This window comes from Vibrio sp. V38_P2S17PM301 (genome assembly GCF_009904845.1).
In the GTDB taxonomy this organism is placed as follows: domain Bacteria; phylum Pseudomonadota; class Gammaproteobacteria; order Enterobacterales; family Vibrionaceae; genus Vibrio; species Vibrio proteolyticus.
Genome location: NZ_WXWO01000052.1, coordinates 72,289 through 86,697, shown reverse-complemented (window position 1 = coordinate 86,697; position 14,409 = coordinate 72,289). Strand labels below are relative to the sequence as shown.

Below are 14,409 nucleotides of genomic sequence, written 5' to 3'. Positions count from 1 at the left end.
AGATATACTAGCTCATATCCTTCCTTGCTTAATTAGGCGTGCCGATGTCAGACAATACCCATAACGATCCTTTTGCTGAGCGTGAATCGCAAAACTACGATAACCCGATCCCCAGCCGGGAGTTCATTCTCGACTTCCTCAAAAGCGCCGGTGTGCCGATGAACCGCAACGATCTGTTCGAGGCGCTGCATTTGAGCGGTGAAGAGCAGTATGAAGGGTTGCGTCGCCGTTTGCGTGCAATGGAACGTGATGGGCAGTTGGTGTTTACCCGCCGCCAGTGTTACGCCTTGCCGGAAAAACTCGAAATGATCAAAGGGTATGTGATCGGTCATAAAGACGGTCACGGCTGGGTGCGTCCGGAAGGCAGCCTGAATAAAGACGATGACATCCTGTTGCCGCATCATCAGATGCGTACGCTGATCCACGGTGATTACGTGCTGGTGCAGCCGACAGACAGCAGTAAGCGAGGCCGCAGGGAAGGGCGTCTGGTGCGTGTCTTGGAAGAACGCACCACGCAAATTGTCGGACGCTTTTTCCTCGAATATGGCTACTCGTACGTGGTGCCGGATGATTCGCGCATCAGCCAGGACATTCTGATCCCGAATGAACACAAAGCCGGCGCACGCATGGGGAATGTCGTCGTGGTTGAAATCACCGATCGCGGGGCGCGCAGTCGTGGTATGACAGGCAAAGTGGTGGAAGTGCTGGGCGAGAACATGGCGCCGGGAATGGAAACGCAAATTGCCATTCGCACCCACCAGATCCCGCACGAGTGGCCACAAGAGGTCGAAAAGCAGATCGCCGGCCTGGGCGAAGAGGTGCCGGAAGAGGCGAAAGCCGGTCGGGTTGATCTGCGAGAATTGCCACTGGTCACCATCGACGGCGAAGACGCACGAGATTTCGATGACGCGGTCTATTGTGAAGCAAAAAAAAGCGGAGGCTGGCGTTTGTGGGTGGCGATTGCGGATGTGAGTTACTACGTCCGTCCGGATTCGGCTCTGGATAAAGAAGCCATCAATCGCGGCAATTCGGTGTATTTCCCGTCACAGGTGGTGCCAATGCTGCCGGAAGTGCTGTCTAACGGACTGTGCTCGCTTAACCCACAAGTTGATCGCCTATGTATGGTGTGTGAAATGACCATTTCAGACAGTGGTAAGCTGTCGGGTTATCGTCATTACGAAGCCGTGATGAATTCGCACGCACGCCTGACCTACACCAAAGTCGGTGCGATTTTGGATGGCGATGAAGAGCTGCGGGAGCGTTATCAGCCTCTGGTGCCGCACTTAGAAGAGTTGCACAAAATGTATAAGGTGCTTAAACACGCCCGCGATCAGCGCGGGGCGATTGAGTTTGAGACCGTCGAAACCAAATTTATCTTCAATGCGGAGCGCAAGATTGACCGGATTGAACCTGTGATTCGCAATGATGCGCACAAGATCATTGAAGAGTGCATGATCATGGCTAACATCGCATCGGCGTCGCTGGTGGAAAAAGCCAAAGAGCCGGCGCTGTACCGGATTCACGAAACGCCAGGGGAAGAGCGTTTACAGGGCTTCCGGGATTTTCTCGGCGAGTTGGGGCTGAATCTGGCGGGCGGGCTTGAACCGTCACCGACCGATTACGCCAACCTGGTCAAACAGATCGGTGAACGTCAGGACAAAGAGCTGATCCAGACCATGCTGCTGCGATCGATGAAGCAAGCGGTCTACAACGCCGACAATGCTGGTCACTTTGGTTTGGCGCTGAAGCGCTATGCCCACTTCACTTCACCGATCCGTCGCTATCCGGACTTGTTACTGCATCGCGCGATCAAATATTTGATTGCCAAACACGAAGGCCGCAATCAGGATCGCTGGACGCCAACTGGCGGTTTCCATTACTCGTTTGACGATATGGATTTCTACGGTGAGCAGTGTTCGATGACCGAGCGCCGTGCCGATGACGCGACCCGCGAAGTCTCAGACTGGCTGAAATGTGAATACATGCAAGACCATGTCGGTGAAGAGCTGGATGGGGTGATTGCCAATGTGACCGGTTTTGGCTTCTTTGTCCGTCTGACCGAGCTGCACATTGATGGACTGGTGCACATATCCACTCTGGCCAACGATTACTACCAGTTTGATCCGATTGGCCAGCGTCTGATTGGTGAAAGTTTTGGTGCCATCTATCGCCTTGGTGATGCGGTCAAAGTGAAAGTATTGTCGGTCAATCTGAATGATCGCCAAATTGACTTTGAATTAGTCGAAACAAGTCGTAAGCTACGCGGCAAAGGCAAAACCGCCAAAAAACGAGTGGCGGAAGCGCAGAAAAAAGCCAAGAGCAAAAAGCGCGCATCGGTCAAAGCTAATGCGCCAGGGCAGAAAGCCAAGCCCCTGGTAGAGCCGACCGTTCGTCCGGACGGTGAGCGTATCGAGAGTGATAAGCCGAAAAAGGCCAAAAAGGACAAAGCGCGCCATAAAAAGTCGCGGAGCAAGGGCAAAAAAGCCCAGGCGAAAAAGTAACAATTAGGTTAACTGATGAGTAATGAATTTATTTACGGTATCCATGCGGTCAAAGCCGTACTGGAACGTGAGCCGGAACGTTTCATTGAAGCGTTCGTACTGAAAGGGCGTCAGGACGACCGTCTGCTGCCCATTCTGAATCAACTGCAACACATCGGTGTGTCGATTCAGATCATGGGACGCAAAGCGCTGGATGATAAAGCGCATGGTGCCAATCATCAGGGCGTGATCGCCCGGGTGAAACCGGCCAAGCAGCTGAACGAACACGATCTGGAAACCATCGTGGCGCAACACGACGCGCCTTTGTTGTTGGTTCTTGATGGCGTGACTGATCCGCACAACCTCGGCGCTTGTCTGCGTAACGCAGATGCAGCCGGAGTGGCCGCAGTGATCGTGCCGAAAGACAAATCGGCGGCGATGAATGCCACGGTCAGCAAAGTGGCGTGCGGCGCAGCCGAAACCGTGCCTCTCGTGCGGGTCACCAACCTGGCGCGCACCATGCGTGCATTGCAGGAGCAGGGCGTGTGGTTTGTCGGCACGGCGGGCGAAGCCACTCACGACATTTACCAGGCTAAGTTGACGGGTCCTCTGGCGATTGTGATGGGCGCGGAAGGGGATGGCATGCGTCGTTTGACCCGCGAAACCTGTGATGACCTGATCAAAATCCCGATGGCAGGCAGTGTCTCAAGCCTTAACGTGTCAGTGGCATCCGGCATCTGTTTGTTTGAAGCGGTGCGTCAACGCCTCAGCATATGATGAGCGAGTGATAGCCCCCAAAGCGCAGCGGTAAACACCGCTGCGTTTTTGTTTCTGCGGCTTTGCTGTAGACCGCATTCGGGGGGCAATTTATGCGTTTATTTTTCCAGCAGCGCTTGCATGTCAAACTGTGATCTGTATAATGCAGCGCACTGGTTAAGCCAGTTGTGAACCAATGAGCAGCGAGGAGCTGACTGATCACTATGATTTGTCAGGTAATGTATACTCAGCTTATGTTCGCGGTTAATACAATTAGCTCCTCTACTTCGGTAGACACAGTTAATCGAAAATTAACTGACAATGCTTCCTAATTTTGGAGGCTACGGTTTCACATAAATCAATCGGCATTCTCTCGTCTTGACGAGTTTGAGTGGCGATATTGTTTGTGTAATTTATAACTATTGGAGCTCTGTCTCATGCAGAACCAACGTATTCGTATCCGCCTGAAAGCTTTCGATTACAAACTGATCGACGCTTCTACTGCGGAAATCGTTGAAACAGCTAAGCGCACCGGCGCACAGGTTCGTGGTCCAATCCCACTGCCTACTCGTAAAGAGCGTTTCACAGTTCTTATCTCTCCACACGTTAACAAAGATGCTCGTGATCAGTACGAAATCCGTACTCACAAACGTCTAATCGACATCGTTGAGCCAACAGACAAAACTGTTGATGCTCTGATGCGTCTAGACCTTGCTGCGGGCGTTGACGTACAAATTAGCCTAGGTTAAGGGAGATTAGAAGAATGATTGGTCTAATCGGTCGTAAAGTGGGCATGACCCGCGTATTTACTGAAGAAGGCGTTTCTATCCCAGTAACAGTTGTTGAAGTTGAAGCGAACCGCGTTACTCAAGTTAAATCTCTTGAGTCTGACGGCTACGCAGCAATTCAGGTTACTGCTGGCGCTAAGAAAGCTAACCGTGTTACTAAACCAGAAGCTGGTCACTTTGCAAAAGCAGGTGTTGAAGCTGGTCGCGGTCTTTGGGAATTCCGTTTGGAAAACGGTGAAGAGTTTGAAGTTGGTGCTGAACTGACTGTTGAACTGTTCAACGAAACTAAGAAAGTAGACGTTACTGGTACATCTAAGGGTAAAGGTTTCCAAGGCGCTGTTAAGCGTTGGAACTTCCGCACTCAAGATATGACTCACGGTAACTCATTGTCTCACCGTGCTCCTGGTTCTATCGGTCAATGTCAGACTCCAGGTCGCGTATTTAAAGGCAAGAAAATGGCAGGTCACATGGGTGCTGAGCGTGTAACGACTCAAAACCTGGAGATCGTACGTGTTGACGCTGAGCGCAACCTGCTTCTTATCAAAGGTGCAGTCCCTGGCTCAACTGGCGGTAACGTGATCGTCAAACCAGCTGTTAAAGCATAACGTCTAGGAGTAAGTAATGGAATTGATGGTTAAAGGTGCTGATGCACTAACTGTTTCCGAAACTACTTTCGGACGTGAGTTCAACGAAGCTCTTGTACACCAAGTAGTTGTTGCGTACGCATCAGGTGCTCGTCAAGGTACTCGTGCTCAAAAAACACGTTCAGAAGTTTCTGGCGGTGGCGCTAAGCCATGGCGTCAAAAAGGTACTGGCCGTGCACGTGCTGGTACAATCCGTAGCCCAATCTGGCGTACAGGTGGTGTTACTTTTGCTGCGAAACCACAAGATCACAGCGTTAAAGTAAACAAGAAAATGTACCGTGGTGCTATGAAGAGCATTCTTTCTGAGCTGGTTCGTCAAGAGCGTCTGATCGTTGTTGATAACTTCTCAGTTGAAGCGCCAAAAACTAAAGAGCTGGTAGCTAAGCTGAAAGAGCTTGAGCTAACGGACGCTCTAATCGTGACTAGCGAAGTAGATGAGAATCTATTCCTAGCTGCTCGTAACCTATACAAAGTTGACGCACGTGACGTTGCTGGTATCGACCCAGTTTCACTGATCGCGTTCGACAAAGTTGTAATGACTGCTGAAGCAGTTAAGCAAGTTGAGGAGATGCTAGCATGATTTCTGAAGAGCGTATCCTAAAAGTTCTACGTGCACCGCACATCTCTGAAAAAGCAACTATGGCTGCTGAGAAAGCGAACACTATCGTTTTCAAAGTAGCAAAAGATGCAACTAAAAAAGAGATCAAAGCAGCTGTAGAAAAGCTATTTGAAGTTGAAGTTAAGTCTGTAAATACTCTTATCACTAAGGGTAAGACCAAACGTCAAGGTCTACGCCAAGGTCGTCGTTCAGACGTGAAAAAAGCGTACGTTACTTTGAAAGAAGGTCAAGATCTTGACTTCGTTGGCGGCGCGGAATAACAGGAGTAGTTGAGAAATGGCTATTGTTAAATGTAAGCCGACTTCGGCTGGTCGTCGTCACGTTGTTAAAGTTGTTAACGCTGACCTGCACAAAGGTAAGCCTTACGCACCTCTTCTAGAGAAAAACTCTAAGAACGGCGGTCGTAACAACAACGGTCGTATCACAGTACGTCACATCGGCGGTGGTCACAAACACCACTACCGTGTAATTGACTTTAAACGTACTAAAGACGGTATCCCAGCGAAAGTTGAGCGTCTAGAATACGATCCAAACCGTAGCGCAAACATTGCTCTGGTTCTTTACAAAGACGGTGAGCGTCGTTACATCATTGCACCTAAAGGCATCCAAGCTGGTGATATGATCCAGTCTGGTGTTGATGCGCCTATCAAAGCAGGTAACACTCTGCCAATGCGCAACATCCCAGTAGGTTCAACTGTACACTGTGTTGAACTGAAGCCTGGTAAAGGTGCACAGCTAGCTCGTTCGGCTGGTGCTTACGCTCAAATCGTTGCTCGCGACGGTGCGTACGTAACTATCCGTCTACGTTCTGGCGAAATGCGCAAAGTTCTTGCTGAAGGCCGTGCAACAATCGGTGAAGTAGGTAACTCTGAGCACATGCTACGTGAACTGGGTAAAGCGGGTGCAAACCGCTGGCGCGGTGTTCGTCCAACCGTTCGCGGTGTGGTAATGAACCCGGTTGACCACCCACACGGTGGTGGTGAAGGCCGTACTTCTGGTGGTCGTCACCCAGTATCTCCTTGGGGTATGCCAACTAAAGGCTTCAAGACCCGTAAGAACAAACGCACTGACAAGTACATCGTACGTCGTCGTAACAAGTAATCTATATAAGAGGATAAGCCATGCCACGTTCTCTCAAGAAAGGTCCATTTATTGACCTACACTTGCTGAAGAAGGTAGAGAAAGCGGTGGAAAGCGGAGACAAAAAGCCTATTAAGACTTGGTCCCGTCGCTCAATGATCATTCCAACAATGATCGGTTTGACCATCGCTGTCCATAATGGTCGTCAGCACGTTCCAGTATTCGTAACTGAAGAAATGATCGGTCACAAACTGGGCGAATTCGCACCAACTCGTACTTACCGCGGTCACGCTGCGGATAAGAAAGCTAAGAAGCGTTAAGGAGTAGATGATGGAAGCAGTAGCTAAACATAACTTTGCTCGCATTTCGCCTCAGAAAGCTCGCTTAGTTGCAGATCAAATTCGTGGTAAATCAGTTGACCAAGCTCTGGAAATTCTGACGTTCAGCAACAAAAAAGCTGCTGAACTGATCAAGAAAGTTCTTGAGTCAGCTATCGCGAACGCGGAGCACAACGAAGGTGCAGATATCGACGATCTATCAGTCGCTAAAATCTTCGTAGATGAAGGCCCAACCATGAAGCGTATTATGCCTCGTGCAAAAGGTCGTGCGGATCGTATCTTGAAGCGTTCAAGCCACATCACTGTAGTTGTTGCAGATCGCTAAGAGACTAGGAGAGTAAGCAATGGGTCAAAAAGTACATCCAAATGGTATTCGTCTAGGCATCGTTAAGCCTTGGAATGCTACATGGTTTGCTAACACCAAAGATTTCGCTGACAACCTAGACGGCGACTTCAAGGTACGTCAGTTCCTAACTAAGGAACTACAAAAAGCGTCTCTGTCACGCATCGTTATCGAACGTCCTGCTAAGAGCATCCGTGTGACTATTCACACTGCTCGTCCAGGCGTTGTTATCGGTAAGAAAGGCGAAGACGTTGAGAAACTACGCGCAGCTGTAGCAAAAATCGCAGGTGTACCAGCGCAAATTAACATCGCTGAAGTACGTAAACCTGAGCTAGATGCACAGCTTGTTGGCGACAGCATCGCGTCTCAGCTAGAGCGTCGTGTTATGTTCCGTCGTGCGATGAAGCGCGCGGTACAAAACGCTATGCGTCTAGGTGCTAAAGGCATCAAAGTGGAAGTAAGCGGTCGTCTAGGCGGCGCTGAAATCGCACGTTCTGAGTGGTACCGTGAAGGCCGTGTGCCTCTACACACTCTACGTGCTGACATTGATTACGCAACTTCTTCGGCTCACACTCAATACGGTGTGATCGGCATTAAAGTTTGGATCTTCAAAGGTGAGATCCTAGGCGGTATGCCAGCAGCTAACGCTGTAGAGCCTAAAGGCGATAAGCCTAAGAAGCAGCGCAAAGGCCGTAAGTAAGGAGTCGACAGATGCTACAACCTAAACGCACTAAGTTCCGTAAGGTTCATACTGGTCGTAACCGTGGTCTGGCTAAAGGTACTGACGTAAGCTTTGGTACATTCGGCTTGAAAGCGGTAGGCCGTGGTCGTCTAACTGCTCGTCAAATCGAAGCAGCACGTCGTGCAATGACGCGTCACGTTAAGCGTCAAGGTAAAATCTGGATTCGTGTATTCCCAGACAAACCAATCACAGAAAAACCACTAGAAGTTCGTCAAGGTAAGGGTAAAGGTAACGTTGAGTACTGGGTAGCCCAAATCCAACCTGGTAAGGTTATGTACGAAATGGACGGTGTACCTGAAGAATTGGCACGTGAAGCGTTCCGCCTAGCGGCACGTAAACTGCCTTTCAAGACTACATTTGTAACTAAGCAGGTGATGTGATGAAAGCACAAGATCTACGCGAAAAGAACGTTGAAGAGCTTAACGCTGAGCTATTGAATTTGCTACGTGAACAGTTCAACCTGCGTATGCAGGCTGCGACTGGTCAACTGCAGCAGACTCATACTCTGAAAGCTGTACGCCGTGATATCGCACGTGTGAAAACTGTTTTGACTGAGAAGGCAGGCGCATAATGAGCGACAAAATTCGTACTCAACAAGGTCGTGTAGTTAGCGACAAGATGGACAAGTCTATCGTTGTTGCTATCGAGCGTTTCGTAAAGCACCCAATCTACGGTAAATACGTAAAGCGCACGACTAAAGTTCACGCACACGATGAAAGCAACGAGTGTGGCCTAGGCGACACTGTTGAAATTCGTGAGTGTCGTCCACTGTCTAAGACTAAGTCTTGGACTCTGGTACGCGTAGTAGAAAAGGCGAAGATTTAATCTCTTTTCTTCTATGAACTTAAGCGGCTCCAAAGAATTTTTGGGGCCGTTTATTTTTTGACTACCCAATCATAAAAAAGGGTGGTACAATTCGCGTCCCTTTTAAAGAGGCAGCCCGACCCGAGATGGGTCTAGTTTTAATATTTAGCGGAGCACTAACATGATCCAAATGCAAAGTATGCTGGATGCTGCTGATAACTCAGGCGCTCGCAGCGTAATGTGTATTAAGGTTCTGGGTGGCTCTCACCGTCGTTATGCACACATCGGTGACATCATCAAAGTTACTGTTAAGGAAGCAATTCCACGCGGTAAAGTTAAAAAAGGTGATGTACTGAAGGCGGTGGTAGTTCGCACCCGTAAAGGCGTACGTCGTCCAGACGGTTCTGTCATTCGCTTCGACCGTAATGCTTGTGTATTGTTGAACAACACTACTGAGCAACCAGTCGGTACACGTATCTTTGGTCCAGTGACTCGTGAACTTCGTAATGCGAAATTCATGAAGATTGTCTCACTGGCTCCAGAAGTTCTGTAAGGAGCACGCAAAGATGGCAGCTAAAATCCGTCGTAACGACGAAGTGATCGTTCTTGCCGGTAAAGATAAAGGCAAGAAAGGTAAAGTAACTAAGGTTCTAGCAACTGGTAAAGTTATCGTTGAAGGTATCAACCTTGTTAAGAAACACCAGAAACCTGTTCCTGCTCTAGGTATCCAAGGCGGTATCGTTGAGCAAGAAGCAGCAATCGATGTTTCTAACATTGCGATTTTCAACGCAGCAACCGGTAAAGCGGACCGTATCGGTTTCCGTTTTGAAGACGGCAAAAAAGTTCGTTTCTTCAAGTCTAACGGTGAAACCGTTTCTAACTAATTAGAAGTAATTTGGAGTTCTACTATGGCGAAACTGCATGATTACTACAAGTCGTCTGTAGTCGCTGAACTGACCAAACAGTTCGGTTACTCAAGCGTCATGCAAGTCCCTAGAATCGAAAAGATCACCCTGAACATGGGTGTGGGTGAAGCAATCAACGATAAGAAACTGCTGGAAAACGCAGCTGCTGATATGGCAACGATCTCTGGTCAAAAGCCACTTATCACTAAAGCGCGTAAATCTGTTGCAGGTTTCAAAATCCGTGAAGGCTACCCAATCGGTTGTAAAGTAACCTTGCGTGGCGAACGCATGTGGGATTTTTTGGAGCGTCTGATCTCAATCGCTCTTCCACGTGTACGTGACTTCCGTGGTGTTAGCGCTAAGTCTTTTGACGGTCGCGGTAACTACAGCATGGGCGTTCGCGAGCAAATCATCTTCCCGGAAATCGACTTTGATAAAGTTGATCGTGTCCGCGGTCTTGATATTACTATCACGACGTCTGCTGGTTCCGATGAGGAAGGCCGTGCTCTGCTGGCTGCCTTTAACTTCCCATTCCGTAAGTAAGGTGAAGGGTTACTGTTATGGCTAAACAATCAATGAAAGCACGTGAAGCTAAACGTGCGAAGCTTGTAGCTAAGTTCGCTGAAAAGCGTGCTGCTCTTAAAGCTATCATCAGCGATGTAAATGCATCTGAAGAAGATCGTTGGAATGCGGTTCTGACACTGCAATCTCTTCCACGTGATTCAAGTGCGTCACGTCAGCGCAACCGTTGTAACCAAACTGGTCGTCCACACGGTTACCTACGTAAATTCGGTCTGAGCCGTATCAAAGTTCGCGAAGCTTGCATGAAAGGCGAGATTCCTGGACTTCGTAAGGCTAGCTGGTAATTGCCACTTAATCATTTGGAGTAAATCATATGAGCATGCAAGATCCGATTTCGGATATGCTGACCCGTGTTCGTAACGGTCAGGCAGCAAACAAAGTTGCTGTAAAAATGCCTTCTTCAAAGCTTAAAGTTGCAATTGCTGCACTGCTAAAAGCTGAAGGTTACATCACTGATTTCGCTGTTGAAGGCGACGTAAAACCTGAGCTAGAAGTTACTCTTAAGTACTTCCAAGCGAAACCAGTAATCGAGCAACTAAAGCGTGTTTCACGCCCAGGTCTGCGCGTCTATAAGAAAAAAGACGAGCTGCCATCTGTAATGGGTGGTCTAGGTGTTGCTATCGTTTCAACTTCCAAGGGTCTGATGTCAGACCGTGCTGCACGTAAAGCAGGTCTTGGTGGTGAAATCATCTGCTACGTAGCGTAATAGGAGTAGAATATGTCTCGTGTTGCTAAAGCACCTGTCGCTATTCCAGCTGGCGTAGAGGTGAAACTAAACGGCCAAGAAATCACTGTTAAAGGTGCCAAAGGCGAACTGACTCGCGTTGTTAACGATGCAGTTGTGGTCGCTCAGGAAGAAAACAACCTTACTTTCGGTCCACGCGAAGGTGTTGCTAACGCTTGGGCACAGGCAGGTACTGCTCGTGCACTAGTGAACAACATGGTTATTGGTGTTACTGAAGGCTTTACTAAGAAGCTAGTACTGAAAGGTGTTGGTTACCGTGCTGCTATCAAAGGCAACGCTGTAGGTCTGACACTGGGCTTCTCTCACCCTGTTGAGCACGAGTTGCCAGCGGGTGTTAAAGCTGAATGTCCAAGCCAAACTGAAATCGTACTGACTGGTGCTGACAAGCAGCTAGTTGGTCAGGTTGCGGCTGACATTCGTTCTTACCGTGAGCCTGAGCCTTACAAAGGTAAAGGTGTTCGTTACGCAGATGAAAATGTGCGTACTAAAGAAGCTAAGAAGAAGTAAGGTAACACTATGGATAAGAAAGCATCTCGCATCCGTCGTGCTACACGCGCACGTCGTAAGATTGCAGAACTGGGTGCAACTCGCCTAGTAGTACACCGTACTCCTCGTCACGTGTACGCTCAGGTTATCGCATCAAACGGCTCTGAGGTTATCGCAGCAGCTTCTACTGTAGAAAAAGCGATCCGTGAGCAAGTTAAGAACACTGGTAACGTTGATGCAGCTAAAGCGGTAGGTAAAGCTATTGCTGAGCGCGCTCTTGAAAAAGGCGTGGAAACAGTTGCATTTGATCGTTCTGGTTTCCAATACCACGGTCGAGTAGCGGCGCTGGCAGAATCTGCTCGCGAAGCTGGTCTGAAATTCTAAGGTAGGGTTGGAAGATGGCTAAAGAACAACAAGTTCAAGCGAATGATTTGCAAGAAAAGCTAATCGCTGTTAACCGTGTATCTAAGACGGTTAAAGGTGGTCGAATCATGAGCTTTACTGCACTGACTGTAGTTGGTGACGGTAACGGTCGTGTAGGTTTCGGTTACGGCAAAGCTCGTGAAGTACCTGCAGCGATCCAAAAAGCAATGGAAAAAGCGCGTCGTAACATGACTACGATCGCTCTGAACGAAGGCACTCTTCACCACCCAGTGAAAGGTCGCCACTCGGGCTCTAAAGTTTACATGCAGCCTGCTGCAGAAGGTACTGGTGTTATCGCAGGTGGTGCGATGCGTGCAGTACTAGAAGTTGCTGGTGTACATAACGTACTGTCTAAAGCGTACGGTTCTACTAACCCAATCAACATCGTTCGTGCAACGATCGATGCTCTGGGTAGCATGAAGTCACCAGAAATGGTTGCTGCTAAACGTGGTCTAACTGTTGAAGCTATTTCGGAGTAAGAACCATGGCAACTATTAAAGTAACTCAAACTAAAAGCTCAATTGGTCGCCTGCCTAAGCACAAAGCTACTTTGCGCGGTCTAGGCCTTCGTAAAATCAACCACACAGTAGAACTTGAAGATACTCCGTGCGTGCGCGGCATGATCAACAAGGTTTACTACATGGTTAAAGTTGAGGAGTAATCAGAATGCGTTTGAATACTCTATCACCTGCTGCTGGATCTAAACCTTCTAAGAAGCGTCTAGGTCGCGGTATTGGTTCTGGCCTTGGTAAAACTGGTGGCCGCGGCCACAAAGGTCAAAAGTCACGTTCTGGCGGTAAAGTTCGTCCAGGTTTTGAAGGCGGTCAAATGCCTCTGAAACAACGTCTGCCTAAGTTCGGCTTCACTTCTCGTAAGAGCCTAGTGTCTGCTGAAGTTCGTCTAGCTGAGCTGGCGAAAGTTACAGGTGACGTGGTTGATCTGAACAGCCTGAAAGCTGCTAACATCGTTACTAAGAACATCGAATTCGTTAAAGTTGTTCTTTCTGGCGAAATCAACAAAGCAGTGACTGTTAAAGGTCTACGCGTGACTAAAGGCGCTAAAGCTGCAATCGAAGCTGCAGGCGGTAAAATCGAGGAATAATCTCGAGGAACGAGGTACAGATGGCTAAGAAACCAGGACAAGATTTTCGTAGTGCTAAGAGCGGCTTGAGTGAGCTGAAGTCGCGCTTACTATTCGTAATAGGTGCACTTTTAGTATTCCGAGCGGGCTCTTTCGTGCCGATTCCTGGTATTGACGCAGCTGTACTTGCCGATTTGTTCGAACAGCAAAAAGGCACCATCGTTGAAATGTTTAACATGTTCTCCGGTGGTGCTCTTGAGCGTGCATCTATCTTGGCACTGGGCATCATGCCGTATATTTCGGCGTCGATTGTTGTCCAGTTGCTGACTGTAGTTCATCCAGCGTTAGCGGAACTCAAGAAAGAGGGTGAAGCAGGCCGTCGTAAGATCAGCCAATATACACGCTACGGCACGCTTGTACTTGCAACATTCCAGGCAATAGGTATTGCAACTGGCCTACCAAACATGGTCGACAATCTGGTTGTTATCAACCAAACCATGTTTACGCTAATTGCAACCGTAAGTTTAGTAACCGGCACCATGTTCCTGATGTGGTTAGGTGAACAAATTACAGAGCGTGGAATTGGTAACGGTATTTCGTTACTGATCTTTGCAGGTATTGTTGCTGGATTGCCAAAAGCAATCGGTCAAACAATTGAGCAAGCGCGTCAAGGTGAATTGCATGTACTTCTTCTGCTGTTGATTGCTGTACTGGCTTTTGCGGTTATTTACTTTGTTGTTTTCATGGAACGTGGTCAGCGTCGTATCGTCGTGAACTACGCGAAGCGTCAACAAGGTCGCAAAGTATTTGCTGCACAAAGCACTCACTTGCCACTGAAAATTAACATGGCAGGTGTCATTCCAGCGATTTTTGCATCAAGCATTATCCTGTTCCCAGGAACACTGGCTCAGTGGTTCGGTCAGAACGGTGAGAGCAGCACATTCGGTTGGTTAACTGATGTGTCTTTGGCTCTAAGCCCGGGTCAACCTCTGTATGTCATGCTTTATGCAACAGCGATTATTTTCTTCTGTTTCTTCTACACGGCGTTGGTTTTCAACCCGCGTGAAACAGCAGATAACCTGAAGAAGTCCGGTGCATTCGTACCCGGTATCCGCCCAGGTGAACAGACAGCGAAATACATTGATAAAGTAATGACACGTCTTACCCTAGTTGGTGCACTGTACATTACCTTTATCTGTCTGATTCCAGAGTTTATGATGGTCGCGTGGAACGTACGTTTCTACTTCGGCGGTACTTCACTACTTATCGTAGTGGTGGTAATCATGGACTTTATGGCACAGGTACAGACTCATCTGATGTCACAACAGTATGATTCTGTGTTGAAGAAGGCAAATCTGAAAGGCTACGGCCGTTAATTCAGATTTCATTTACGGAGTTTAGCAATGAAAGTTCGTGCTTCCGTTAAAAAAATCTGCCGTAACTGTAAAGTAATCAAGCGTAACGGTGTTGTTCGCGTAATTTGCAGTGAGCCAAAGCACAAGCAGCGCCAAGGCTAATTGAGCAGAAATTTTTACTTGAAATATAAGGTAGTGTCGAGTATATTCCTCGGCCTACCTTTTGCGTGCAAAAGAAG

25 protein-coding genes are annotated in these 14,409 nt (G+C 48.4%); all 25 read left to right on the top strand.

The window, feature by feature from the left end; translation table 11 throughout:
• Nucleotides 1-44 precede the first annotated feature (44 nt).
• On the top strand, nucleotides 45-2,501 hold the full coding sequence (gene rnr / locus CAG64_RS11600) for a ribonuclease R (RefSeq protein ID WP_161488627.1): 2,457 nt from the start codon (nucleotides 45-47) through the stop codon (nucleotides 2,499-2,501).
• 15 nt (nucleotides 2,502-2,516) lie between these two features.
• Nucleotides 2,517-3,257 (top strand): 23S rRNA (guanosine(2251)-2'-O)-methyltransferase RlmB, encoded by a 741-nt coding sequence (rlmB, locus tag CAG64_RS11595; protein ID WP_021704479.1) that lies wholly within the window; start codon nucleotides 2,517-2,519, stop codon nucleotides 3,255-3,257.
• A gap of 416 nt (nucleotides 3,258-3,673) precedes the next feature.
• Nucleotides 3,674-3,985 carry a 30S ribosomal protein S10 gene (gene rpsJ / locus CAG64_RS11590; protein ID WP_001181007.1) on the top strand — a complete coding sequence of 104 codons (312 nt, stop codon included), beginning with the start codon at nucleotides 3,674-3,676 and terminating at the stop codon, nucleotides 3,983-3,985.
• A 14-nt stretch (nucleotides 3,986-3,999) separates the two neighbouring features.
• Nucleotides 4,000-4,629, top strand: a complete 630-nt coding sequence (rplC, locus tag CAG64_RS11585) for a 50S ribosomal protein L3 (RefSeq protein ID WP_021704478.1) — start codon at nucleotides 4,000-4,002, stop codon at nucleotides 4,627-4,629.
• Between the two features lie 16 nt (nucleotides 4,630-4,645).
• Nucleotides 4,646-5,248: a 50S ribosomal protein L4 gene (rplD, locus tag CAG64_RS11580; protein WP_021704477.1), complete on the top strand. Its 603-nt coding sequence runs from the start codon at nucleotides 4,646-4,648 to the stop codon at nucleotides 5,246-5,248.
• On the top strand, nucleotides 5,245-5,547 hold the full coding sequence (gene rplW / locus CAG64_RS11575; protein ID WP_021704476.1) for a 50S ribosomal protein L23: 303 nt from the start codon (nucleotides 5,245-5,247) through the stop codon (nucleotides 5,545-5,547). Before rplD ends, rplW begins: the two co-directional genes overlap by 4 nt.
• Nucleotides 5,548-5,563: 16 nt before the next feature.
• Complete coding sequence (gene rplB, locus CAG64_RS11570) at nucleotides 5,564-6,388, top strand: 50S ribosomal protein L2 (protein ID WP_021704475.1); 825 nt, start codon at nucleotides 5,564-5,566, stop codon at nucleotides 6,386-6,388.
• 20 nt (nucleotides 6,389-6,408) lie between these two features.
• Complete coding sequence (rpsS, locus tag CAG64_RS11565; protein ID WP_005435078.1) at nucleotides 6,409-6,687, top strand: 30S ribosomal protein S19; 279 nt, start codon at nucleotides 6,409-6,411, stop codon at nucleotides 6,685-6,687.
• A 10-nt stretch (nucleotides 6,688-6,697) separates the two neighbouring features.
• Nucleotides 6,698-7,030 (top strand): 50S ribosomal protein L22, encoded by a 333-nt coding sequence (rplV, locus tag CAG64_RS11560; protein ID WP_021704474.1) that lies wholly within the window; start codon nucleotides 6,698-6,700, stop codon nucleotides 7,028-7,030.
• A 19-nt stretch (nucleotides 7,031-7,049) separates the two neighbouring features.
• On the top strand, nucleotides 7,050-7,748 hold the full coding sequence (gene rpsC / locus CAG64_RS11555; RefSeq protein ID WP_021704473.1) for a 30S ribosomal protein S3: 699 nt from the start codon (nucleotides 7,050-7,052) through the stop codon (nucleotides 7,746-7,748).
• 11 nt (nucleotides 7,749-7,759) lie between these two features.
• Nucleotides 7,760-8,170: a 50S ribosomal protein L16 gene (gene rplP, locus CAG64_RS11550; RefSeq protein WP_021704472.1), complete on the top strand. Its 411-nt coding sequence runs from the start codon at nucleotides 7,760-7,762 to the stop codon at nucleotides 8,168-8,170.
• Complete coding sequence (rpmC, locus tag CAG64_RS11545; protein ID WP_004736737.1) at nucleotides 8,170-8,361, top strand: 50S ribosomal protein L29; 192 nt, start codon at nucleotides 8,170-8,172, stop codon at nucleotides 8,359-8,361. Before rplP ends, rpmC begins: the two co-directional genes overlap by 1 nt.
• Nucleotides 8,361-8,615 (top strand): 30S ribosomal protein S17, encoded by a 255-nt coding sequence (gene rpsQ / locus CAG64_RS11540; protein ID WP_021704471.1) that lies wholly within the window; start codon nucleotides 8,361-8,363, stop codon nucleotides 8,613-8,615. The genes rpmC and rpsQ overlap by 1 nt, the downstream gene beginning before the upstream one ends.
• 160 nt (nucleotides 8,616-8,775) lie before the next feature.
• Nucleotides 8,776-9,147, top strand: coding sequence for a 50S ribosomal protein L14 (gene rplN, locus CAG64_RS11535; protein WP_021704470.1), 372 nt, complete (start codon nucleotides 8,776-8,778; stop codon nucleotides 9,145-9,147).
• A 13-nt stretch (nucleotides 9,148-9,160) separates the two neighbouring features.
• Nucleotides 9,161-9,478 (top strand): 50S ribosomal protein L24, encoded by a 318-nt coding sequence (gene rplX / locus CAG64_RS11530; RefSeq protein ID WP_021704469.1) that lies wholly within the window; start codon nucleotides 9,161-9,163, stop codon nucleotides 9,476-9,478.
• 24 nt (nucleotides 9,479-9,502) lie between these two features.
• Entirely contained in the window at nucleotides 9,503-10,042 is a 540-nt protein-coding gene (gene rplE, locus CAG64_RS11525) for a 50S ribosomal protein L5 (RefSeq protein WP_021704468.1), read from the top strand.
• A gap of 17 nt (nucleotides 10,043-10,059) precedes the next feature.
• Nucleotides 10,060-10,365, top strand: a complete 306-nt coding sequence (gene rpsN / locus CAG64_RS11520) for a 30S ribosomal protein S14 (protein WP_005455658.1) — start codon at nucleotides 10,060-10,062, stop codon at nucleotides 10,363-10,365.
• A gap of 29 nt (nucleotides 10,366-10,394) precedes the next feature.
• Nucleotides 10,395-10,787, top strand: a complete 393-nt coding sequence (rpsH, locus tag CAG64_RS11515) for a 30S ribosomal protein S8 (RefSeq protein WP_021704467.1) — start codon at nucleotides 10,395-10,397, stop codon at nucleotides 10,785-10,787.
• 12 nt (nucleotides 10,788-10,799) lie between these two features.
• Entirely contained in the window at nucleotides 10,800-11,333 is a 534-nt protein-coding gene (gene rplF, locus CAG64_RS11510; protein WP_161451386.1) for a 50S ribosomal protein L6, read from the top strand.
• Nucleotides 11,334-11,342: 9 nt separating this feature from the next.
• A complete protein-coding gene (gene rplR, locus CAG64_RS11505; protein WP_021704465.1) occupies nucleotides 11,343-11,696 on the top strand; it encodes a 50S ribosomal protein L18 in 354 nt (117 codons plus the stop codon).
• 14 nt (nucleotides 11,697-11,710) lie between these two features.
• Nucleotides 11,711-12,214 (top strand): 30S ribosomal protein S5, encoded by a 504-nt coding sequence (rpsE, locus tag CAG64_RS11500; protein ID WP_005435090.1) that lies wholly within the window; start codon nucleotides 11,711-11,713, stop codon nucleotides 12,212-12,214.
• A gap of 5 nt (nucleotides 12,215-12,219) precedes the next feature.
• Entirely contained in the window at nucleotides 12,220-12,396 is a 177-nt protein-coding gene (rpmD, locus tag CAG64_RS11495; protein ID WP_000201159.1) for a 50S ribosomal protein L30, read from the top strand.
• Between the two features lie 5 nt (nucleotides 12,397-12,401).
• Nucleotides 12,402-12,836, top strand: coding sequence for a 50S ribosomal protein L15 (rplO, locus tag CAG64_RS11490; RefSeq protein ID WP_021704464.1), 435 nt, complete (start codon nucleotides 12,402-12,404; stop codon nucleotides 12,834-12,836).
• A 20-nt stretch (nucleotides 12,837-12,856) separates the two neighbouring features.
• On the top strand, nucleotides 12,857-14,191 hold the full coding sequence (gene secY / locus CAG64_RS11485; protein WP_021704463.1) for a preprotein translocase subunit SecY: 1,335 nt from the start codon (nucleotides 12,857-12,859) through the stop codon (nucleotides 14,189-14,191).
• A gap of 27 nt (nucleotides 14,192-14,218) precedes the next feature.
• Nucleotides 14,219-14,332, top strand: a complete 114-nt coding sequence (gene rpmJ, locus CAG64_RS11480) for a 50S ribosomal protein L36 (RefSeq protein ID WP_000868186.1) — start codon at nucleotides 14,219-14,221, stop codon at nucleotides 14,330-14,332.
• Nucleotides 14,333-14,409: the final 77 nt, after the last annotated feature.